Source organism: Sinomonas terrae (assembly GCF_022539255.1).
GTDB classification, from domain to species: Bacteria; Actinomycetota; Actinomycetes; order Actinomycetales; family Micrococcaceae; genus Sinomonas; species Sinomonas terrae.
This window is the reverse complement of record NZ_JAKZBV010000001.1, coordinates 745,250-765,764: the sequence shown is the minus strand read 5'-3', so window position 1 is coordinate 765,764 and position 20,515 is coordinate 745,250. Positions and strand designations below refer to the sequence as shown.

Genomic DNA, 20,515 nt, shown 5'->3' with positions numbered 1-20,515 from the left:
GGGTGTGGCTGTTATTTACGCCACATCTCTCCAAGGATGTCAAACTATGCCTTCACAAGGAACCCGTCGAGGATCAACTCCTTCACCTCGCGCACGAGATTCCGCCGGAATTCCTCGTCATCCCGGCCCAGAAGCGCGCCAAGTGCGCCCACGATCTGGCCCGCTGCCAGCTCGCCGTCACAGGCCGAGACAAAACCCGCCTGCTCGGTGCTCAAAAGTGACGTTCGGCGGAAGCCCGCCCCCTGCCGCAGGAGAATCACTCCCGGATGCTCGGCGCCCGGCCTCTGATGGCGTTCTTCCGTCACATCGTCCGCGACCACGAGATGGGCGCCTTCCAGGCCCGCCTCCCCGATTTCCTCGAGCCAGTCGGCACGCTCCACGGCAGCCTGCCAATGCGGGCCGATCGGCTGCTCGAGAGGATGGCCGAGCTCTTCGTAGCGATCGAACCGAGCCTGCCCTGGGCTGGGGCGGCGGAACCACAGCATGCCGAAGCCGATGCCGGACGTGTTCCGCAACGCAAAGTCATCCAGATAGGCCGCGTAGGAGCGGGCGTACGAGTCGGCGTCCCTCTGCTCCGAGGCATCCTGAAGCCAGGTTTCCGCATACTGCTCGGGCCCGACCAGCTCACGTTGGACGATCCAAGCATCGAGCTCTTTCGGAACCCACGAGCGGATGCGTTCCTGCCACCGGGAGCCCTCGCGGACCTCCCAATTTCCGAGCATCTGTGCCGTCCCACCCTCAGTCAGGACATCGCCGAGGCTCGAGACGAGTCCCGCGACCAGCTGATCCCCGGGGAGCCCCGCGTCCCTGTACGTGAACTGGTCCTGCGCCGTCTCTCCCTCGACGCGCGGCGTGATCACGAACGGAGGGTTGGAGACCACCATGTCGAAGCGCTCGCCCGCCACTGGCTCGAGGAGCGAACCGAGCCGAAGCTCGACACGTTCTTCCAGGTGCTCCGGCGCGATCGCGAGCGTCTCGGCGTTGAGCAGGAGGTTGAAGCGCGTGAAGGCCAGTGCTCGCTCGGAGATGTCCGTGGCAACGACGCGGCGCGCATGCCGGAGCAGGTGGAAGGTCTGGATCCCGCACCCGGTCCCGAGGTCCAGGGCACTCTCGACTGGGCGGCGTGCGGTCGACTGGATGAGCGTGGCCGAGGCGTGGCCGATCCCCAGCACATGATCCTTGCGCAGGACGCCCGCGCGCTGATGGGCCGCCAAGTCCGAGGCGACCCACAGGCGGACTTCACCTTCCCCTTCGTCCCAGGCATAGGGGCGAAGGTCCACGCTGGCCCGGAGCAGCGAGGACTCTCCGGCCTCCTCGGCAAGCCCCAGCGCGAGAAGACCGCCCGTCCGAGCCGTTGGAAAGGCTGGTTCGAGCTCTTCGGCCGGCACGTCCTGCCCGAGCAGGAAGAACCGCACGACGGCGGCCAGGGTGCCCTCTTGAGCATCTCGAGCACCCCGGCCCCTTCGTTCGAGCGCAACGAGAGCAGGAACGATCTGATCTCGTGCGAGGGCGGCATGAGCCGCTGGGCCGAGGAGGTCCGCAACACCGTCGACGGTGTAGCCGAGGGCCGCCAGATCCGCGGCAAGACCCCGAAGGAGGTTCAGGTCCTCCGATTGGGGCGCGTCGACGGTGCTGGTTTCCACGCTCAAGCCTGCGGCATCTGCGTGTGCGCAGCAGTGGCGGGGTCCGACCCGATGCGGGCGTCCGAGTCCAGCGCGTCGATCGCGGAGATCTCCTCCGCCGTGAGGTCGAGGGCGGCCGCAGCGAAGTTCTCGCGCATGCGCTCGGCACTGGTCGTCTTCGGAATCACGATCGTGCCGTGAGCGAGATGCCACGCGAGGACGACTTGGGCGGGCGTCGCGCCGTGCGAGCGGGCGGCCGCGGTGACCGCATCCGCGTCAAGGTCCTTGCCCTGGCCCAGAGGGCTGTACGCCTCGACGGCGATGCCTGCCTCCCGGGTCCGCTGTGCCGTTGCAGGCTGCTGGAACGTGGGGTGGAGCTCGATCTGGTTCACCGCTGGCACGACGTCGGATTCTGCGAGGAGACGATCGAGGTGTTCCGGCAGGAAATTCGAGACCCCGATCGACCTCGCCTCGCCTTGGGCCTGGATCCGCTCGAGTTCCTTCCAGGCGGACACGTAGAGGTCGCGGGAAGGAACGGGCCAGTGGATGAGGTAGAGATCGATCACGTCCAGGCCGAGGGCCCGCCGGCTCGCGTCGAAAGCTGCACGGGGGGTGTCCTGTTCTCCGTTGCGGAGCTTCGTCGTGACGAATACTTCCTCGCGCGGAATGCCAGTCGCGCGGAGAGCAGCACCCACCCCAGCCTCGTTCTGGTATGCCGCCGCAGTGTCGATGTGACGGTAGCCGGCCTCCAGCGCGGCTTCGACTGCTGCCTGGGTCTCGGCCGACGGCACCTGGAAGACGCCGAATCCGAGTTGTGGGATCTCCACCCCGTTGTTGAGGCTTACATTGCTGACTGCACCGGGCTGGCCCACGGAGTCTCCTTCGCTGAATGATGGCTGCCTGTTCGCGCTATATGGCGGTCTGTCCCCGCTATACGGCTGCCTGTTCACGCTATATGGCGGCCTGTCCACGCTATACGGCTGCCTGTCCACGCTATAACGAGTTCCCGAGGGCGTCCGCCCCAAAACCTCGCGATGTGGACAACCCTCCGCACCGAGAGCTTTCCGCTCTGGCGCCGCTGAGGAACCCGAGCGCATGATCGGAGAGGACGAGGAGGTGCGCATGCCGCTTCGGGGTTCAGGAACCGGAATGGGGATCAGACGGGCGTCCGGCGCCCTCGGCCTTTTGCTCGCCTCCGCCGCGGCGCTCTCCGCGTGCGCCTATTCCTACGACGACGGCCTCCCGCCCCTCGGCGAGCGCTCGACGCCGTCGTCCGCTCCCACGCCGCTCGCCTTCAAGCGCGTGCCCGCGCCCGCTGTCTCCGACCCTCCGCTGCGGGATTGGACCTCGGACATGGTCGCGTCCTGGGCTGAAGCTGCGCTGCCGGACGACAGGGGGCTCTCGTTCGGCTTCGGGTTCGGCATGGTGATTCAGGGCGAGCCTGTCCTCGCGAGCACCGCCGTCCCGGGAGGAACCTTCACGATCGAATACGAGTGCCGTGGGGGCCCGGCGTTCCACCTGACTCTCCAGCTCGGGGCCACCGCGATCATCAACGGGGACTATGCGTGCGGGCGGATGTGGGCGAGGACGTTCGCCGCCCCTCAGGACGGGGTCGCCGAGGTGACCGCCTCCGCGGCCGGGGGCAATGCCGCAGCGTACGCATTCCGCGTCGTCAAACGGTGAGCGCGGAGGTGTCCGACGACGCCGGGGCACATCCGGTCGGGCAGTGGAGCGGCTCCGGGCCAGCAGCGCAGTCCCCGCAGAAGAGCGTCAGCTGACGGCAAGCAGGGTTCTCACAGTTGTGGAAGTCGCTCGTGGGGGCACCGCATCGAGCGCAGTCCCCGATCTGAACCGCGTCCTCGCTGAATTCAATGCGCATCCTACCGTCGAAGACATAGAGCGAGCCTTCCCACAGCCCCGCATCGCCGAAGGCCTCTCCGTAGCGGGCGATCCCGCCGTCGAGCTGGTAAACCTCTTCGAAACCGCGGCGGCGCATGAGGGCTGAGAGGACCTCGCAGCGCACGCCTCCAGTGCAATAGGTCACTACAGCTTTGCCCTTGAGATCGTCGTACGCACCAGAATCCAGTTCACGGATGAAATCGCGCGTCGTCTCCACCTCGGGCACGACTGCCCCTTTGAACCGGCCGATCTGGGCCTCGAACGCGTTGCGTCCGTCGAAGAACACGACCTCCTGCCCTTCGGCGCGCCGGGAGTCGACCAGCTCGTGGAGCCCCTGCGGGGTGAGGCGAGTGCCCCCGCCAACCACGCCGTCGGCGTCGACCTCAAGCTCCGACGGTGCTCCGAACGAAACGAGCTCGGGGCGGACTTTGACGCTCAGGCGCGGGAAGTCCTCGGCGCCCCCTTCGGACCACTTGACGTCAATTCCGTGGAAGCCGGGATACTCCTTTGTCGCACGCACGTAGCGCTTTACGGCAGCGAGCTCACCACCCACAGTGGCGTTGATTCCATGGGACGAGACGATGATGCGTCCCCGCAGTCCGAGCCCCTCGCACAGCGCCCGCTGCCACAGCCGCACGGCCTCTGGGTCGGATAGCGGAGTGAAGCAGTAGAAGAGGACGATTCGGTTCAGAGCCACGCATTCTAGGGTACCGAGGCCCGCGGAGGTGGGCCGGTGGCCGCCGGGTTGCCGGGGAGTGACAGTTGTGTCACGAGGCTTATCAGGAACTCGCGGCGCCGGTATCGTCATGCCTATGGCAGAGGCAGAGCTCAACGATCTTTTGGTCACGTGGGTAGAGGGCTGGGCCTCGTCACGACACTATCCGACGCAGTCGATCAGCGGTTTCCCGGCTGCCCAGCTGACGGACCGCAGCGGGGACTGGGTGGCGTTCGCAGCGGAACCCTCCGACGAGGACTTCGCGCGGCTTGCGGAATTCATGTCGGCGAGCCGCGACCGCGTTCTTGCCGTCCTCACGGACAACCACCTGCGCTTCCGGACCCTGGCCGAGCAGCACGGTCTCGCCGTGCTCGGCGCGGACCAAGAGCTCATGGTCATGGACTTCGAGGGCAAGGACGTCGAAGAGCCCTGGCTCAATGACGACGAGCTCAAGCTCAAGACCGAGATCGAGGACAAGTCCGCGACGGTCACCGTGGCGACGCACGACGGCGAGCTGGCCGCGAGCGGGCACGTCGCCGTCGCGGATGGCTTCGCGGTGTTCGACCGCATCGTCACGGAACCCAAGTACCGTCGACGCGGGCTCGGCTCTTTCATCATGCGTGCACTCACAGCAGCCGTGAGCGAGCACGGGGCCGATCAAGGGCTCCTCATCGCCTCCATCGACGGACAGCACCTCTACCATCACCTCGGCTGGAGCGATGTCTCGGGCGTCCTCATGCTCAAGAACGCGAGCAATCCCGACGGTCCTTCCCTCAACGACTGACCTCTGTGTCCTCGAAGACGCCCGCTGATGACCCGGATCAGCAGCGGGCGCGCGACGCTGGCAGAATGCTGGGGTGGCGCAGCACGATTCCTTGATTCCGCTCCTCGGGAGAAGTCCCGAGCCTGAGCAGCTGCGTCATGTTCGCCGAGTGCCAGCGCGGGCGGCCCGGACAGCCAATTGGCCCGATTGGGTCCACCCTGACCTCGTCGAGGCCTATGCCCGCCTCGGCGTCGCGGCGCCCTACACGCATCAGATCGAAGCGGCCGATCATGCACAGTCGGGGCGTCATGTCGTGATTGCCACGGGTACTGCCTCAGGGAAGTCGCTCGCCTACCAGCTACCGGCGCTCAACGCCGTCCACCGTTCGGAACTGCGCGTGCTCGCCGAACCCGGGCGGGTGCACGACGACGGAGCCGTCGTCCTGTACCTCTCCCCGACGAAGGCTCTCGCAGCTGACCAGCTCGCCTCGATCCGCGCGCTTCGACTCTCCACCATCCGGGCAGAGACGTACGACGGGGATACTGAGCAGTCGGCCCGGCGATGGATCCGTGAGCATGCGAACGTCGTGCTGGCCAATCCGGACATGCTGCACTACGGGGTGCTGCCCAACCACGCCTGGTGGTCCGCGTTCTTCCGGCGCCTGCGATTCGTCGTGATCGACGAAGCCCACAGCTACCGGGGCGTCTTCGGTTCTCATGTCGCCAACCTCCTTCGGAGGCTCCGGCGGGTCTGCGCTTACTACGGTGCAGAACCGGTCTTCATTGCCGCCTCCGCCACCACCGCCGAGCCCGAGACGTCCGTGTCCCGGCTGATCGGAGCGCCGGTGGTCGCCGTGACGGAGGATGGATCTCCGCATGGAGCCACAGAGGTTGCCTTCTGGGAGCCTGCATTGACCGAAGCCCGGGGCGAGAACGGGGCGCCGCAGCGCCGAACCGCGGTCGCTGAGACCTCGGACCTGCTCGCCAACCTCGTCTCCTCCCGCGTGCGGACCATCGCGTTCATCAAGTCCCGTCGAGGCGCCGAAGCCATTTCTTCGATCACCCAACGGCTTCTCGACGAGGTCGACCCAAGCCTTCCGGGAAGGGTCGCTGCCTATCGGTCCGGTTACCTGCCGGAGGAACGCCGCGAACTCGAACGGCGGCTGAGGACGGGCGAACTGCTCGGAATCGCGAGCACCTCGGCGCTTGAGCTGGGCATCGACATCTCGGGGCTCGACGCGGTGCTCGTCGCCGGCTGGCCCGGGACGAGGGCATCGCTGTTCCAACAGATCGGCCGCGCTGGCCGTGCCGGCCAGGACGCTCTCGCTGCTTTCGTCGCGAGCGACGATCCTCTCGACACCTATCTCGTCAATCATCCCGAGGCCATCTTCGACGTGCCCGTCGAGGCGACGGTCTTCGACCCTTCGAACCCCTATGTCCTCGGCCCGCACCTGTGCGCCGCGGCTGCCGAGAGGCCGCTCACGCGCGCCGACCTCGAGCTCTTCGGCCCGGCGGCCGAGGGAATCCTCGGGCAGCTCGAACGCCAGGGGCTTCTCCGGCGTCGTCCTTCGGGCTGGTTCTGGACCCACCCGGAGAGCGCCGCCGGCATGGTGAACCTGAGGGCCGACGGCGGCGGTCCGGTCCAGATCATCGAATCCGAGACGGGGCAGGTCTTGGGCTCGATGGATTCGCCGCAGACGCACTATCAGGCACATCAGGGCGCAATCTACGTACATCAGGGCGCGAGCTATCTCGTGGAAGAGCTCAACGAGGCCGAACACTGTGTGGTGGTAAGGCGGGTCAACCCGGACTACTACACCACCGCTCGGGACATCACCCAGATCGACGTCCTTTCCGAGGAACGGAGCGAAACCTGGGGTCCAGTCGGCGTGCACTTTGGCGAGGTCAAGGTCACGACTCAAGTCGTCTCCTTCCAGCGCAAGGCGCTGATTTCCAACGAGGTTCTCGGCGAGGAGCCTCTGGAGCTCGGAGCACGGGAGCTGTTCACCAAAGCCGTGTGGTTCACCATGGACAACCGCAATCTCTTCGCCGCCGGACTGATCGAGGCCCAATTCCCCGGAGCTCTTCACGCGGCCGAGCACGCGGCAATCGGGCTGCTCCCTCTCGTCGCGTCGAGCGATCGGTGGGACGTCGGAGGAGTCTCGACCGCGCTGCATGCTGACACCGAGGGCCCGACCATCTTCGTCTACGACGGCCACCCCGGCGGTGCCGGGTTCGCTGAGCGAGGCTTCGAGCGCGCCCGCGACTGGCTCTCCGCGACCAAGGCAGCCATCGAGGCTTGCGAATGTCCGGCCGGTTGCCCCTCCTGCGTTCAGAGCCCGAAGTGCGGCAACAAGAACAATCCCCTCGACAAAGCGGCAGCGATCCTCCTCCTCGGCGCGCTCCTGCGAGAGGCCGAGCGCGCAGAGCTGGGCGTGGGGCCTTCCCCCTGGTGACACCCTCGCACTGTGATGCCCCGAACTGCGACCCCTCCTGCCGGCGGCAAGTGAACGACGAGGTGAGCCTCTGCGATCTGGCTCACTGGGGTCACGGCGGGCGGCCTGCGCGGGCTCGTCCCTCGGCCTGGCTGCCGGCGACAACGTCCTCCCCTCGAACCACCACCCGGACAACGGCCCCGGGAACCTCGACCTCGCACGACACCAGGCGGGCGGCGTTGCGCCGAGCAACCTCTTCGGCTGTCGCGCACGTCGCGCCGCTTGTGAGACCTCGCTCCGTATCTGCAGCGGCCAACGCAGCGAGATCGGCCGCCCGCCCCGCACGTTCGCCCGCGATGACGCTTTGGGACAGCAGGACCGCCGCGGAACAGCCGAGAATTGCGACCAGAGCCAGCGCCAAGGCCAGAATCGTCCCTGCTCCGCGATCGGGCCGTTCAAGGTGATCAGCCCGTTCAACGCAATGGCTGCGATCAGAGCGAGATTGCGCGAAGCGATGTCTCGCCGAGGCCGGGGGCGAGGACTTCTCGCACCGTTCAGCGGTCGTCATTCGCGTGCCGGAGTCCCCGCCCGTCAAGAGGCAGCCTCCAGTCGGACTGACGCGGTGGCCTGAGCAACGATGCCGCCGGCAACTGCGAGTGGGCCCGGAATAGGCTGGCGCGCGCTGACCTTGGCCGTCGATCTGTCCACTTCGATCGTGATGACGGTGGCATCACCGGCTATCCGCTTGGCAACGGCACTGGCAGTTTCAGGTGATTCCCCTCGGGCAATCTCCCTCGCGGCACCCCGCACCGCCTCTTCGACCTGCAATTGCATGATGCCCGCGCTGAGGGCCGTTAGAAGCACCCCTAGGAGGGCAACGACAACCAGGATCCCCACAGCCAACTCGGCCGTGACCGCGCCTGCCGAGATGACGTCGTTAGCCGGTTCGCAGGCATCCGCTGAATTGCGTGCCCCAGCCAATTCGGGCGCGGCAGCCGAATTGCGCGCCCCAGCCAATTCGGGCGCAGCAGCCGAATTGCGCGCCCCAGCCAATTCGGGCGCAGCAGCTGAATTGCGCGCCCCAGCTGCTTTGCGGACCGGGGGCGAGGGATTCCGATCTGCTGCTTCGCCGCCGCCTCTCAAGCTCTCAGGCCTCACGGACTCAGGCCTCACGGAATGGCGAGGGCCGCTCGAATAATATTGAGCAGGAAGCCTCGGACCTCGTCGCTTCGCATGATGACAACGAGGAGTCCGGCGAAGGCGACGGCTGCCAGGGTAGCGATGGCGTACTCGGCCGTTGCCATTCCCGCTTCGCTCCCGCGCGTTCCTGGCCTTCGCAGTGCTTCATCTGGTGGCGTCTCCCTCCGTGGTGCTGCTTCATCTCGCGATATTCCCTTCCGCCGCACTTCCCCTCGCGGCAGTCCGGTCCGCGACGCTCCCCCTCGCGGCAGTCCGGTCCGCGACGCTTCCCCTCGCGGGAGTCCTCGTCCCGCCTTCCCGAGGATCACCCGCAAACGGCGTGGCTCCCGAGAGCTCGGGGTTCGGCGAGAAGCGGCGTCCGGACGGATTTCGTCTGAGTTCTGCGGTTGACGGACAGGCCGTCTCGCTGCAGCCCCGGGGTAAAGCTCAACGACCTCTGCGGGTCTGATTCGGGCGCCTTGCGGTTCTACCGGAACAGTGCCGCCGTCCCCCGAAGGGTCGTGCTCGCGTACCAAGGTGTTCTTTTGCACCATCATTTCTCCTCCTACTTGTTCTGCTCTTTCTATTTGTTCTGCTCTTTCCCTGCTGCTTCTTGCTGCTACACCTTTCTGCTGACATCTTTCTGCTAGTGGTGTCGTTTCTTATCGTCCGCCGTTCCCTCATATTTGCTATTTTCACCACTTGATATTCATCCCGAGCGACAGAATCTCCTTGTCACGGTTATGGAGTCATGGAAAGGAGTACCGGGACGATGCCCAGGCACAGGAACGCGGGAAGGGAGCAGACCCCGAGAGGAACGACGAGCCTCACGCCGAGCGCAGCCGCTCGCCGCTCAAGCTCCCGATGCCTCTCACGTCGGAGCATCCGGGCACGAGCCGAAATCAACTCCGCAGAGGGAGCCCCCGAAGCCGCTGCAAAGTCGAGAGCCTCATGGAGTTCCCTCGCGAGGCGATCCCCCGAAGCAGTGGCCCAAGCGTCCTCCCACGGAACGCCGAGGCCGAGCGCGGTGGCCGCGCGAGCGGCGGACCCGTTCCCCTCCCCCACAGCGTGGGTGACGATCCGCAAAGCCCGATGAAGCGACGACCCTGACTCGAGCATCGCCGCGACAAGCTCAAGCACGAGAGCAGCCTTTGACTGCTCGTCCCCGGATCCTGGGAGCTGATTTCCAGAACCCCGAGGGACCCCCTCCCGCCGCCCGATATCGGCCGACCCGTGCCGGACGCCTGCCCCACTCCAGTGGCTTCGCTCCAGTAGGAGAATCCAGCATGCCGCGAACAACTGGGCGCCTATCGCGGCGGACAGAAGGCCAGGCGCCACAATGCCCCCTCCACCACTCATCGGAGCACCCCCGTCTGGGCGACCAACCGGCTTGACCAGAGCCGCCCTGCCAGCGCGAGTCCAATACCGGCAATGAGGCAGACGAAGCCGAGCAACGTGCCGGTGAGGGCCTCCAATGGCTCGGCTCCGATGAGGGTCCCGAGTAGGAGTCCACCGAACGGCAGCACGGTGAGAATCCGGGTTGTGGCCTTGGGGCCGGCGAGGGCGGTGGCTCGGGCGGCAGCGGCATCGGCATCCGCCTCAAGATGCGACGACAGCCGGTCGAAGACGGCGGCGAGAAGGCAGCCAGAGGCCTCCGCGGTCTCGACGCAGGCGGCGACTTCGCCCCACACCGCCAGCACGCGCGGCTCTCGTAGACGAAGCCGCTTGCTCCTCGGCGTTCTCGGAGGCCCAGCGCCCATCCGAGGCTCAGCGCTCGTCGGAGACCCCGCGCTCATCTGAGGCCCGGCACTCGTCAGAGACCCAGCACTCGTCCAAAGAGCAGAGGCCGCGGTGGGGAACCCATGCCGCAACACCAGAGCCATTGCATCTCGAATCGCCGGCGCAACAGGGATGCCGAGCGACGCTGCCCGAGCAGCAGCCTCGAGAACGAACACGGCGCAGAGGATTTCGGGAGAGAGGGTCGGGTGCGTGGGTGCCAGTGACTTCTTTGGGTCATCAAGGGCCGCCTCGCCCAGTCGCCGCCGCGCACTCAGCGCTGCTTGCCGCCACATCTGCTCGGCTGATCGCCCTGCGCGAAGCAGGGCTGCTAGTTCACCGACAAGGAGTGCGGCATCATGCAGTGTCGTGGAAGCCGTCTTCTTGCGTGCCTCCGAGGCAATGGACAGCGTGGACGCCAGCGGCCGGACGAAGGGACGGCGCAGAGCGGACCCATCCGGCCTCATCAGGATGAAGGCTGACCACGAGAGGGTGAACACGATGACCGCGGCGATCATGGTCTAGCCTCAGGCGCCCCGGCGAGCCGGGAGCAGAGGAGGTCCCAGCCGGGTCCCTCTGCCAGTCGATCCGCTTCGGGAGCACGCGTGAGAGCGGGAGCAACGACGAGCCTTCCGGCATTCTCGGAAACGGCTGCAATGGTGGCAAGACGCCTCTGGCCGTCCCTGCGCTCAAGATGGAGTACCACGCTGAGAGCATTTGCCGCCTGCAGCGTCATCGCCTCGGACGAGAGGCCGGCGAGGGCACCGAGTGCGACGAGGCGAGCAGCGACGGCCTCTGCCGAGTTTGCATGAACGGTCCCGGCACCGCTGTGCCCTGTATTGAGCGCAGCGAGCAGTTCACGCACCTCAGATCCACGGCACTCGCCGACCACAAGGCGGTCGGGTCGCATCCGAAGTGCCTGCCGGACGAGCTCCGCGAGATCGACCTTCCCACTGCCCTCGACATTCCCGTGGCGGGCCTCAAGACCCACGACGTGCGGATGCTCCGGGTTGAGTTCGGACGCATCTTCCACCAGGACGATCCGCTCGGTAGGCGCCGCAAGCCCCAACAAGGTGCTCAACAACGTGGTCTTGCCGGTTCCGGTACCGCCGCTCACAAGGTAGCTCAGTCCACTGGTGGCCATAGATTCGAGGACGGACCGCTGCTCCGGGAGGATCGTTCCGGCATGCTCGAGCTCCGGTAGATCGAAGGCCTGATGCCGACGGATCCGAACGGACAGGAGAGTCGTCCCAGTAGAGATCGGGGGGAGAACAGCATGCACCCGATACCCGCCCGCGATGCGCACATCCACACACGGCGAGCTGTCGTCCAGCCTCCGACCGCCCGATGCGACCAAGCGCACCGCGAGCGCGCGCACTGCCTCCTCAGATGGAAAGCTGACAGGAGCAGGCTCAAGCCCGCGTCCCCGGTCGAGCCAGACATCGTCGGGTCCATTCACGAGAATGTCGGTGACGGCGGGATCCTTGGCAAGCTTCTGAAGGGGCCCGAGCCCGCTCAGCTCAGCGGATATGAGTTCCACGGCAGCAAGCGTGCCTGCTGTGCCCAGCAACCGGCCGCTCTCGTGGACAGCCGCCGCGATGCGGGCAGGTGTCACCGGCCCAGGCACAGCAAGGACCCGCTCTCGCACCTCATCCAGAAGCTTCGAGTCGACGATGGGGACGGCGCTCATCGAGTGCCCTCAACTCGCGCGTGACGTGGCGCCGGAAGGCCGGGACTCGATGAGGACCTGGGCGGCCAAGGGACCAGTCCTTCGAGGATCGACGTGGCCGCTCGGCGCAGCGCGCGATGACGGGCGAGTTCAGGGAGACGGCCCTCCTCGGCCGCCATCCCTATTGCCCTGAGCTCCGGCAGGTGGGCCGCGAGCGGGCAGCCAACGGCCTCGGCGAGTCGTTCGGCATCGACACCCTCGCCGAGGCGCCCCCGCACCACGAGACCGGTTGGAACGGGCGGAATCTCGTGCAGGAGCTGGGCTGCTGCCACGGCCGCGCGGAGCCGGCCTGGAACGACGAGGAGGAGCCGATCGCTGGCCCAGCCAAAGTCCTCGATTCCTTCTTTGCCCCTCCCGACATCGATCACCACGGAACCGAAGGCGCTTCTCCCCGCCTCGAGCACTCTCCCGATGGCCTCCGGGCCCACGGAGGTGGCTGATCCGGGCGAAGCTGGCCACGACACGTAGGGAACGCCGTAGGCGCGAGGGAGGGCGGCCTCGAGCTGGGGAGGGTGAATGCGACCGCTTGCGGCGGCAAGGTCGGGCCATGCCAGCCCCGAGGGGCGGTCCTCTGACAGGCACAGCTCCAAGCCGCCGCCGAGACGATCGCCGTCGACGAGGAGCACGGAGTCGCCGCGAGCGCTCGCCGCCACGGCGAGAAGCACCGCCGTCGTACTCGCGCCGGCGCCTCCGCAGCCGCCGATGACCCCCACGACAAGTCCGTCGTTCGCCTGGGACAGCCGCCGTCCCAGAAATTCAACGAGCCAGCCGCTCGCCTCGGGCAGTTCGGCGACGTGTTCTACCCCCAAATCGGCCGCTCGCTCCCACAGACGCCCCCGGTCATGTTCCCTGCCGACAAGAACCGTGTCGGGCCGATTCCGCGGGAGTCCGTCCCCGACGTCCGCGCCGAGAAGGAGGGGCACGCCGTCGTCGGCTCCTTGCATTGCCTCGCCCAGAGTAGGGGCCGCTCGGAGCGCGATGCCGGCCACGGCTGCGACGCGGCCGCACTCGTCGAGAAGCAGCGGGTCCCCGGTAACGCAGAGGACGGTTCCCTCGCCCGCCCCACTGGCCTCGGCCTCGACCATTTCCTGTCTCATCCCCATGGTTCAACCCTGTCGCTCGCCCGCAGCCGATGGGGGCGAGGACAAGTGCCATGTGGAGGAGCTCCGCGGGCATTCGTGTGGAGGACAAGATCAGTCCTCGGCGCACGGGACAATGTGGAGGTGTACGAGATCCTGGCCCCCTCCCCCGACGGCCAGATCGTGCTCAGGACACTCGACTCATCAGGGCTGAGAGCCGGACCCGACACCACCGTCCCCCGCTCTGACCTGCCGGGCCTCGTGGCCCGCCTCGAGGCTTCCCAACGACCCCGCTGGGTCTGGCGGACGGCGGCCGACTGGTACCCCCGCCTGCTGGCCTCAGGAGTGACGCTTCGCCGATGCCACGACCTGATGCTTTGCGCCACCCTTCTCACTAATTCCGCCTACACCGGCGCCTATGCGACCTCCTTCACAAGCTCCGATGACCTCATCGAGCAGCCGGGAAGCCTCCCACCAGCCGCTCCGCCGCAAGGCCAGGGCTCGCTCTTCGAGGAGGAGCCCGTTCACGGGCCGAGCGCCGACGAACTCGAGCGCGAACTCGCTGCGCAGCTTCGATCCATCGCCGATTCCGCCCATCCGGGCAGGCTGCGTCTCCTGTGCGCCGCGGACTCGGCAGGCGCGCTGGTCGCCGCGGAGATGCAGGCTGCCGGCATCCCTTGGGACGTCGAAACCCACGAACGGCTCCTCGCCGACCAGCTCGGGCCGCGTCCTCGGGGCTTCGAACGACCCGGCCGCCTCGAGGACAAGGCCAACGAACTGCGCACCCAGCTCGGAGCTCCGGGCCTGAACCCCGACTCGCCTCAAGAGCTCATGCGGGCCCTGCACCGAGCGGGCATCGAGGCGCGCACCACTCGGGCGTGGGAGCTGCGGGAGTTCGGGCACGCGGCAATCCCGCCGCTCCTTGAATACAAGAAGATGGCGCGGCTGTTCGCGGCCAACGGATGGGCGTGGCTCGACGCATGGGTCCGCGACGGCCGGTTCCGGCCCGAATACGTCGTGGCGGGCGTGGTCACCGGGCGCTGGGCATCAAGGGGTGGAGGCGCGCTCCAGATTCCCAAGCAGGTCCGCTCGGCTGTCCGTGCCCGCCCGGGCCACAAGCTCGTCGTGGCCGATGCGTCGCAGCTCGAACCCCGTGTACTGGCGGCGCTCGCGCGAGACGATGCCATGGCCGCCGCGGCCCGGGACGCGGACCTCTACGCGGGCATCGCGGCCGCCGGCTTCGGCGGCGACCGAGCGAAGGCAAAGGTTGCACTTCTGGGGGCGATCTACGGCGCGACGACGGGCGAATCCGGCCGCCTCATGCCCCAGCTCACGCGCCTGTACCCGCGCGCCGTCGCGTTCGTCGAGCAGGCGGCGCGCGACGGCGAACGCGGCTTGACCGTGACAACTCACCTCGGCAGGAGCTCCCCAGCCCCCTCGGAGCGCTGGCAGAGACTCCAGCGCTCAACCTCAGCCGAAGAGCAGCGACGGGCTGACGCCGCCGCACGCGACCGGGGCCGCTTCACGCGTAACTTTGTGGTCCAGGGGACGGCGGCGGAGTGGGCGGAGTGCTGGATTGCCGAGCTCCGCCAGCAGTTGCGCCGCCTCGCGGCCCTCGGCGTGAAGGGCGAACTCGTGTACTTCCTCCACGACGAGGTCATGATCCATGCCGAGGAGGAGGCCGCCGCCGCCTGCGCGGACGCCGTGCAGGAGGCGGCGACGGCGGCCAAGCGGCTCCTCTTCGGCGACGCGCCCGTGCAATTCCCGGTGAGCATCGCCGTCGTCGACTCCTACGATCAAGCAAAATAGCGAACGGCCGCACATCACACCGCGATGTAGTGCTTCCGGTCCCGATCCCATTCGACCGCCCAGCCGAGGCCATTGAGGAGCGCGTCGAGCACCATTGCGGTGAAGCCCCAGACGAGGACGCCGTTGACGAGGAAGGCGGGGCTCGAGAAGATCGCGCCGCGGCGCCGCAGCACCCCCATGACCCGGTTGGCGGGATCGAGGAGGTCGCGGACCGGGGTGCGGAACACCTGCGCCGACTCGGCGAAGTCAACGACGGCGACGGGCGACGGCGACGCCCACCAAGCGAGCACCGGCGTCACGAGGAAGCCACTCACCCCGAGGCCGAGGGCGGGGAGCTCAGCCAACACGTCGACTCCCGTAGGATCCAACCCCGTCTCCTCGACGGCCTCCCGCAGCGCGCAGTCGACAATGCTCGCGTCCCCGGGATCGCGGCTGCCGCCTGGAAACGCGACTTGACCGGGATGCGAACCGAGAGTCGGGGAGCGCTCGAGCAGGAGGACGTCGAGGTCGGCGGGAGCGAGGGGCTTCTCCGAGGCGGCCGGAACCGTGTCGAGCTTGCCGAACAGCACGAGGACAGCCGCCTCGCGTGCCTTCTGCCCCGCGACCTTGGGGTGCCACCGCGGGTCGAACGGATCGACCTTCCCCTCTCGGATCCCGGCGGCGAGGGCCTCGAGCTCGGCCCTCGCGCTCACTGCGTCCCGCCCGGCTCCGGGTCGGCGAGCCCTGCGACGGGATGTCCCTGCTCGCGCATCCGGATCTCGGCAGCCCGGTGGACGTTGGCGACCATCTCGTCGCGCAGCGTCTCCTGGCCCGGCGCGAGTTCGTATTTCAGGAGCTTGCGGGCCTTCTCGGGATCCGTCTCGCCAACACCGAAGGACGGGCACAAGGCAGCGACCGGGCAGGCGCCGCAGGCCGGGCGGCGGGAATGGCACACGCGGCGGCCGTGGAAGATCACGCGATGGGAGACCATCGTCCAGTCGCGAGGCGGGAAGAGCTGCATGACGTCCTGCTCGACCTTGACCGGATCGTCGGACTCCGTCCAGCCGAACCGCTTCGCCAGCCGGCCGAAGTGAGTATCCACGCTGATCCCCGGGACGCCGAAGGCGTTGCCGAGCACCACGTTCGCGGTCTTCCGGCCGACGCCGGGCAACGTCACGAGATCTTCGAGCCGACCCGGGACGACGCCGTCGAAGTCGTCGACGATCTTCTGCGAAAGCACGTGCACGCTTCGCGCTTTTGCGCGGAAGAAGCCAGTCGGCTTGATGATCTCCTCGATATCAGCGAGGTCGGCCTCACTCAGCCGTCGCGCATCGGGGTAGCGAGCGAACAGGGTCGGGGTGACCTGGTTGACCCGCACGTCTGTGGTCTGCGCTGAGAGCACCGTCGCGACGAGCAGCTCGAACGGATTGCGGAAGTCGAGTTCCGCATGCGCGTAGGGGTAGAAGTCCGCGAGGATCCGATCGATCTTCCGGGCGCGCCGTTTGAGCGCAAGCGGTGATTCGTCGGCGGTGAGCCGGCGCCGCACGGGCTTCCGAGCGGCGCCGGCAAGGCTGGTCAGCCCCGCTCGATTCCGGACAGATCGCGCAGCACGCCGATCCTCCCATCCTGGCTCTGGACGAGGAACTCGTTCCCACGGTCTTGCAGCGCGAGGATCCACTGGCCGGGCTCGAGCGTGAACGCCGGAAGGCCGCTCTCCGGATCCAGCGCCGCCCTCGCGCGGTTCACAGCAAACCAGAACGCCTCGTACTCAGGCTCCGGCTCTTGATAGCTCCGGGTCGCCTCGAAGCCAGCCGAGCGGTCGACGGCGGGGGCGAGCTGAGTGGCTGGCCCCACCTCGGGTTCCGGTTCGGCAGGGGGGACGACGGGCGAAGCCTGCGTCGGGGCGGGCTCGTTCTGGAGCGGCCCGCGGGCCGCTTCATGAGCCTCAGCCTCAGCCGTTCCCTCCCCGGCGGCCGGCTCCCGTACGCCTTCATGGGAGGAAGGCATCACGGCCGTCTTGTCCGCTCCCGGCTCGACTGCGCGCGCCTCCAGGGCCGGATCAACTGCACCTGCCTCGAGGGCCGGCTCAACCGACGGCTGGACCGTGGGCTCGACGGCGGGTTGAACCGGCTCCGCACTCGACGGGGCACCGTAGGCCTCGCCGTCCGCGTCACCGAGCACTACGTCGTCGTCCGCGGCGGGACCGACAGGCGCCTCTCCCGCAGGAGTCCGAGACCCGTGACGGCCGAGGAGCTCCTCTGGACCGGGTCCGGCGGAGGTGGAACCGTCGGCGGCCGCCGGAGCTTGGGCCGCCCGATCCTTGGACGTCTCAGACGCAGCTTCCTGATCGCTCGTGCTGTGAGTGCTCTCGCCCTGCGCCGCCATAGCTCCGGCTGCGAGCGCGGCGACGCTCGCCCCAGCCGCCGCCGCACCGGCAGCGCCGGTCGCGGCGGCCGCTGCTCCCGCCGAGGAAACGCCAGCGCCACGGGTGTCGGGACTCTCGGGTGCGCTCGCGCCGTCGGACGCCAGGCTCCCTGCCCACGGCGTAGGTGCAGCGTTCGAAGCATTCTTTCCACGGGCGGCCGCAGGGAACCGAGACCGGGCGCCTTGTGGCGCCTTCGACTCTTGCGAGGGTCTGAACGCCGCCAGCCTCTTGGCCCCAGATTTCTGAGTCCCGGACTTCTGAGCCTCGGCAGTTTGAGCCTTGGGCTTCTGCACCGGTGCAACGGCGTCGCGCGCAATGACATGGGCGGGAACCTCCGCCCGGCCTGCGAAGTCGACCGCGAAGGCCGGGATGGCCGGAGCCAGAATTGTCGCGATGACCAGGACGGCCCCTCCCAGGAAGCCGACGATGCCGCCCGGCGTCAACGCCGTCACAGCGAAGACAAAGAAGTACGAGCACGCGAAGGCTGCGACAACGGAGGCGAACTGGTCGAGTGAGAGCGAGCCGACTCGGAGGTGCATCTCCGGCGAGAGACGGCGCCACACGAAGAGGCCCGCAAGCACGAGCGGCAGCAGGATCCCGATTCCGATGAAGTAGAGGTTCTGGGCATTCCAGAGGTTCAGCGTGCTGCCACGTTCGACGAGCGGCAGCAGCGAACCGATGAACGTAATGAGTACACCCACGAATACGGCGATGTCACGAGCCGTGAAAGGGCCTACAACGGCTGCGGCAATGCCATCCTGGGCCGCGTTGCGGTCCCCAGCGGTCTCGGGCACGCTGCCGGGTCCGGGCACCGCGCTGTTACCGCGAGAGGGACCCTGACGGGAATCAGACATGGGCTGCTCCTTCGGTCGTCCTTGGCGTTCAGCCTAGCCATAACGTCTGTGCGGCACCTAGCGCGCAAGGCCCTCCTCGGCCGTCCGCGATGTGACGTGCGCAACTCCACTGCTACTGCGCAAGGTCTAGTGTGGGAAGAGGCAGCCGACTGTGTTCCGTCCACAGACCCCGGATTCGCGGGTCCGTGTCGCGAGTACGCAGGGCTGGATCATGCGATGGATCGAGCCGAAAGGACGTTCATGTCCCAGCAAACCGTCAACGGTGACGCTTTCGAGAACCTGCTCCACGAGGAGCGCCGTTTCCCACCCACGCCCGAGTTCGCGGCTGCTGCGAACGTGCACGAGGACATCTACGCCACCGCGGCGGAGGATCGGGTCGGCTTCTGGGCCGAGCAGGCGAGGAAGTACCTGACGTGGTCGAAGGACTTCGATCAGGCACTGGACTGGTCTGAGGCGCCCTTCGCGAAGTGGTTCGTGGGCGGCGAGGTCAACGCGGCCTACAACGCCCTCGACCGGCACGTGGAGGCGGGGCTCGGGGACCGGGTCGCGATCTACTTCGAGGGCGAGCCCGGGGACACCGAGACGATCACGTACGCGGACCTCACCGAGCGGGTGAAGAAGGCGGCGAACGCGTTCGAGTCGCTCGGGGTGCGCAAGGGCGACCGGGTCGCGGTGTACCTGCCGATGATTCCCGAGGCGGTCGTGACGATGCTCGCGTGCGCCCGCATCGGTGCGGTCCACTCGGTCGTGTTCGGCGGGTTCTCGGCCGACGCGCTCCGGTCGCGGATCGACGACGCCGAAGCCAAGCTCGTCGTCACCGCCGACGGCACGTACCGGCGCGGCAAGCCCTCCTCGCTCAAGCCCGCCGTGGACGACGCCCTCGCCGAGCCCGGGCACACGGTCGAGCACGTCGTCGTCGTCCGCCGCAACGGCCAGGACGTCGCCTGGACGCAAGGGCGCGACCTGCACTGGCACGAGGTCATGGAGGCCGCATCAGCCGAGCACACCGCCGTCGGCCACGACTCCGAGCACCCGCTGTACATCCTCTACACCTCGGGCACCACGGGGAAGCCCAAGGGCATCCTCCACACGACCGGCGGCTACCTCACCCAGTGCGCTTTCACCCACTCGGCCGTGTTCGACCTCAAGCCCGAGACCGACGTCTACTGGTGCACCGCGGACATCGGGTGGGTCACAGGGCATTCGTACGTCGTGTACGGGCCGCTCGTGAACGGCGCGACCCAGGTGATGTACGAGGGCACCCCCGATTCGCCGCACCAGGGCCGCTGGTGGGAGCTCGTCGAGAAGTACAAGGTCTCGGTCCTCTACACCGCCCCCACCGCGATCCGCACCATGATGAAGTGGGGCCGGGACATCCCGGACAAGTACGACCTCTCCAGCATCCGCGTCCTCGGCTCGGTCGGCGAGCCCATCAACCCCGAGGCGTGGATGTGGTACCGCGAGGTCATCGGCGGCGGGAAGGCCCCGATCGTGGACACATGGTGGCAGACCGAGACCGGGGCGATCATGGTCGCCCCGCTGCCGGGGGTCACCGCGACCAAGCCGGGCTCGGCGCAGGTCCCGCTGCCCGGGATCGCGGTGGACGTCGTGGACGAGAACGGCAAGCCGGTCCCGAACGGGCACGGCGGCTTCCTCGTGGTCCGCGAGCCCTGGCCGTCCATGCTGCGCACCATCTGGGGAGACCCCGAGCGGTTCAAGGACACCTACTGGTCCCGGTTCGAGGGCGTGTACTTCGCGGGCGACGGGGCGAAGAAGGACGACGACGGCGATATCTGGCTCCTCGGGCGGGTCGACGACGTCATGAACGTCTCCGGCCACCGCCTCTCCACCACCGAGATCGAATCGGCCCTCGTCTCGCACGAGTGGGTGGCGGAGGCCGCCGTCGTGGGCGCCGTCGACGAGACCACCGGCCAGGCCGTCGTCGCCTTCGTGATCCTGCGTGGCGAGGTCGAGATCCCGGAAGGCGACGACCCCTCCGCGGTACTGCGCGCGCACGTAGGCAAGGAGATCGGACCGATCGCCAAGCCCAAGCACATCCTCGTCGTCCCCGAGCTGCCCAAGACCCGCTCGGGCAAGATCATGCGGCGCCTCCTCAAGGACGTCGCCGAGGGACGCGACCCCGGCGACGCGACCACCCTCGCAGACCCGAGCGTCATGCAGCAGATCGCGGCGGACCTGCGAAAGTAGGGCCAGCCTCCCCCGAAGGAAGTAGGGCCAGTCGCCTCCCCGAC

General features: G+C 67.8%; 19 protein-coding genes. 6 read left to right on the top strand and 13 right to left on the bottom strand.

Annotated features, from left to right (window positions below; all coding sequences use genetic code 11):
• Window positions 1-44: 44 nt before the first annotated feature.
• Entirely contained in the window at window positions 45-1,643 is a 1,599-nt protein-coding gene (locus L0M17_RS03540) for a DUF7059 domain-containing protein (protein WP_241051284.1), read from the bottom strand.
• A gap of 2 nt (window positions 1,644-1,645) precedes the next feature.
• Entirely contained in the window at window positions 1,646-2,494 is an 849-nt protein-coding gene (locus L0M17_RS03535) for an aldo/keto reductase (protein ID WP_241051282.1), read from the bottom strand.
• A 223-nt stretch (window positions 2,495-2,717) separates the two neighbouring features.
• Here L0M17_RS03535 and L0M17_RS03530 point away from each other — a divergent pair, with 223 nt between their 5' ends.
• Window positions 2,718-3,305 carry a hypothetical protein gene (locus tag L0M17_RS03530; RefSeq protein WP_241051280.1) on the top strand — a complete coding sequence of 196 codons (588 nt, stop codon included), beginning with the start codon at window positions 2,718-2,720 and terminating at the stop codon, window positions 3,303-3,305.
• Here L0M17_RS03530 and trhO read toward each other — a convergent pair.
• Window positions 3,295-4,218 carry an oxygen-dependent tRNA uridine(34) hydroxylase TrhO gene (gene trhO / locus L0M17_RS03525; protein WP_241051278.1) on the bottom strand — a complete coding sequence of 308 codons (924 nt, stop codon included), beginning with the start codon at window positions 4,216-4,218 and terminating at the stop codon, window positions 3,295-3,297. The genes L0M17_RS03530 and trhO overlap by 11 nt on opposite strands.
• A 115-nt stretch (window positions 4,219-4,333) precedes the next feature.
• Between trhO and L0M17_RS03520 the strand changes: the two genes are divergently transcribed.
• Both L0M17_RS03520 and sftH read left to right on the top strand, forming a co-directional pair.
• The gene (locus L0M17_RS03520) at window positions 4,334-5,020 is read left to right on the top strand and encodes a GNAT family N-acetyltransferase (RefSeq protein WP_241051276.1); all 687 of its coding nucleotides are present in this window, start codon (window positions 4,334-4,336) and stop codon (window positions 5,018-5,020) included.
• Window positions 5,021-5,093: 73 nt separating this feature from the next.
• A complete protein-coding gene (gene sftH / locus L0M17_RS03515) occupies window positions 5,094-7,454 on the top strand; it encodes a DEAD/DEAH box helicase (RefSeq protein ID WP_241051274.1) in 2,361 nt (786 codons plus the stop codon).
• 91 nt (window positions 7,455-7,545) lie between these two features.
• On the opposite strand, the gene L0M17_RS03510 is transcribed toward sftH, so the two are convergent.
• From L0M17_RS03510 to L0M17_RS03495, 5 genes are all read right to left on the bottom strand, one after another.
• Window positions 7,546-8,001 carry an Rv3654c family TadE-like protein gene (locus tag L0M17_RS03510; RefSeq protein ID WP_255731712.1) on the bottom strand — a complete coding sequence of 152 codons (456 nt, stop codon included), beginning with the start codon at window positions 7,999-8,001 and terminating at the stop codon, window positions 7,546-7,548.
• 23 nt (window positions 8,002-8,024) lie between these two features.
• Window positions 8,025-8,330, bottom strand: a complete 306-nt coding sequence (locus tag L0M17_RS22865) for a TadE family type IV pilus minor pilin (RefSeq protein WP_372498054.1) — start codon at window positions 8,328-8,330, stop codon at window positions 8,025-8,027.
• A 272-nt stretch (window positions 8,331-8,602) separates the two neighbouring features.
• Complete coding sequence (locus L0M17_RS03505) at window positions 8,603-8,824, bottom strand: DUF4244 domain-containing protein (protein ID WP_372498053.1); 222 nt, start codon at window positions 8,822-8,824, stop codon at window positions 8,603-8,605.
• A gap of 529 nt (window positions 8,825-9,353) precedes the next feature.
• Window positions 9,354-9,752 carry a type II secretion system F family protein gene (locus L0M17_RS22610; protein ID WP_241051269.1) on the bottom strand — a complete coding sequence of 133 codons (399 nt, stop codon included), beginning with the start codon at window positions 9,750-9,752 and terminating at the stop codon, window positions 9,354-9,356.
• 215 nt (window positions 9,753-9,967) lie between these two features.
• Window positions 9,968-10,312 carry a hypothetical protein gene (locus L0M17_RS03495; RefSeq protein WP_241051267.1) on the bottom strand — a complete coding sequence of 115 codons (345 nt, stop codon included), beginning with the start codon at window positions 10,310-10,312 and terminating at the stop codon, window positions 9,968-9,970.
• Between the two features lie 445 nt (window positions 10,313-10,757).
• Between L0M17_RS03495 and L0M17_RS03490 the strand changes: the two genes are divergently transcribed.
• Window positions 10,758-10,913 carry a hypothetical protein gene (locus tag L0M17_RS03490; protein ID WP_241051266.1) on the top strand — a complete coding sequence of 52 codons (156 nt, stop codon included), beginning with the start codon at window positions 10,758-10,760 and terminating at the stop codon, window positions 10,911-10,913.
• On the opposite strand, the gene L0M17_RS03485 is transcribed toward L0M17_RS03490, so the two are convergent.
• Together L0M17_RS03485 and ssd are read right to left on the bottom strand one after the other, a co-directional pair.
• Window positions 10,903-12,078 (bottom strand): TadA family conjugal transfer-associated ATPase, encoded by a 1,176-nt coding sequence (locus L0M17_RS03485; RefSeq protein WP_241051264.1) that lies wholly within the window; start codon window positions 12,076-12,078, stop codon window positions 10,903-10,905. The genes L0M17_RS03490 and L0M17_RS03485 overlap by 11 nt on opposite strands.
• Window positions 12,075-13,220 (bottom strand): septum site-determining protein Ssd, encoded by a 1,146-nt coding sequence (ssd, locus tag L0M17_RS03480; RefSeq protein ID WP_241051263.1) that lies wholly within the window; start codon window positions 13,218-13,220, stop codon window positions 12,075-12,077. Before ssd ends, L0M17_RS03485 begins: the two co-directional genes overlap by 4 nt.
• A 120-nt stretch (window positions 13,221-13,340) precedes the next feature.
• Between ssd and L0M17_RS03475 the strand changes: the two genes are divergently transcribed.
• Window positions 13,341-15,005: a bifunctional 3'-5' exonuclease/DNA polymerase gene (locus L0M17_RS03475; RefSeq protein WP_241051259.1), complete on the top strand. Its 1,665-nt coding sequence runs from the start codon at window positions 13,341-13,343 to the stop codon at window positions 15,003-15,005.
• 14 nt (window positions 15,006-15,019) lie between these two features.
• Here L0M17_RS03475 and L0M17_RS03470 read toward each other — a convergent pair whose 3' ends face one another.
• The 3 genes from L0M17_RS03470 to L0M17_RS03460 are packed head-to-tail and all read right to left on the bottom strand — an operon-like array spanning window position 15,020 to window position 18,263.
• Window positions 15,020-15,697 carry an NUDIX hydrolase gene (locus L0M17_RS03470; RefSeq protein ID WP_372497985.1) on the bottom strand — a complete coding sequence of 226 codons (678 nt, stop codon included), beginning with the start codon at window positions 15,695-15,697 and terminating at the stop codon, window positions 15,020-15,022.
• Window positions 15,694-16,530, bottom strand: coding sequence for an endonuclease III (nth, locus tag L0M17_RS03465; RefSeq protein WP_241051258.1), 837 nt, complete (start codon window positions 16,528-16,530; stop codon window positions 15,694-15,696). The genes L0M17_RS03470 and nth overlap by 4 nt, the downstream gene beginning before the upstream one ends.
• A gap of 29 nt (window positions 16,531-16,559) precedes the next feature.
• Window positions 16,560-18,263 carry a solute carrier family 38 member 10 gene (locus tag L0M17_RS03460; RefSeq protein ID WP_241051256.1) on the bottom strand — a complete coding sequence of 568 codons (1,704 nt, stop codon included), beginning with the start codon at window positions 18,261-18,263 and terminating at the stop codon, window positions 16,560-16,562.
• Window positions 18,264-18,503: 240 nt separating this feature from the next.
• On the opposite strand from L0M17_RS03460, the gene acs reads away from it, so the two are divergent.
• A complete protein-coding gene (gene acs, locus L0M17_RS03455) occupies window positions 18,504-20,471 on the top strand; it encodes an acetate--CoA ligase (RefSeq protein ID WP_241051254.1) in 1,968 nt (655 codons plus the stop codon).
• Window positions 20,472-20,515: the final 44 nt, after the last annotated feature.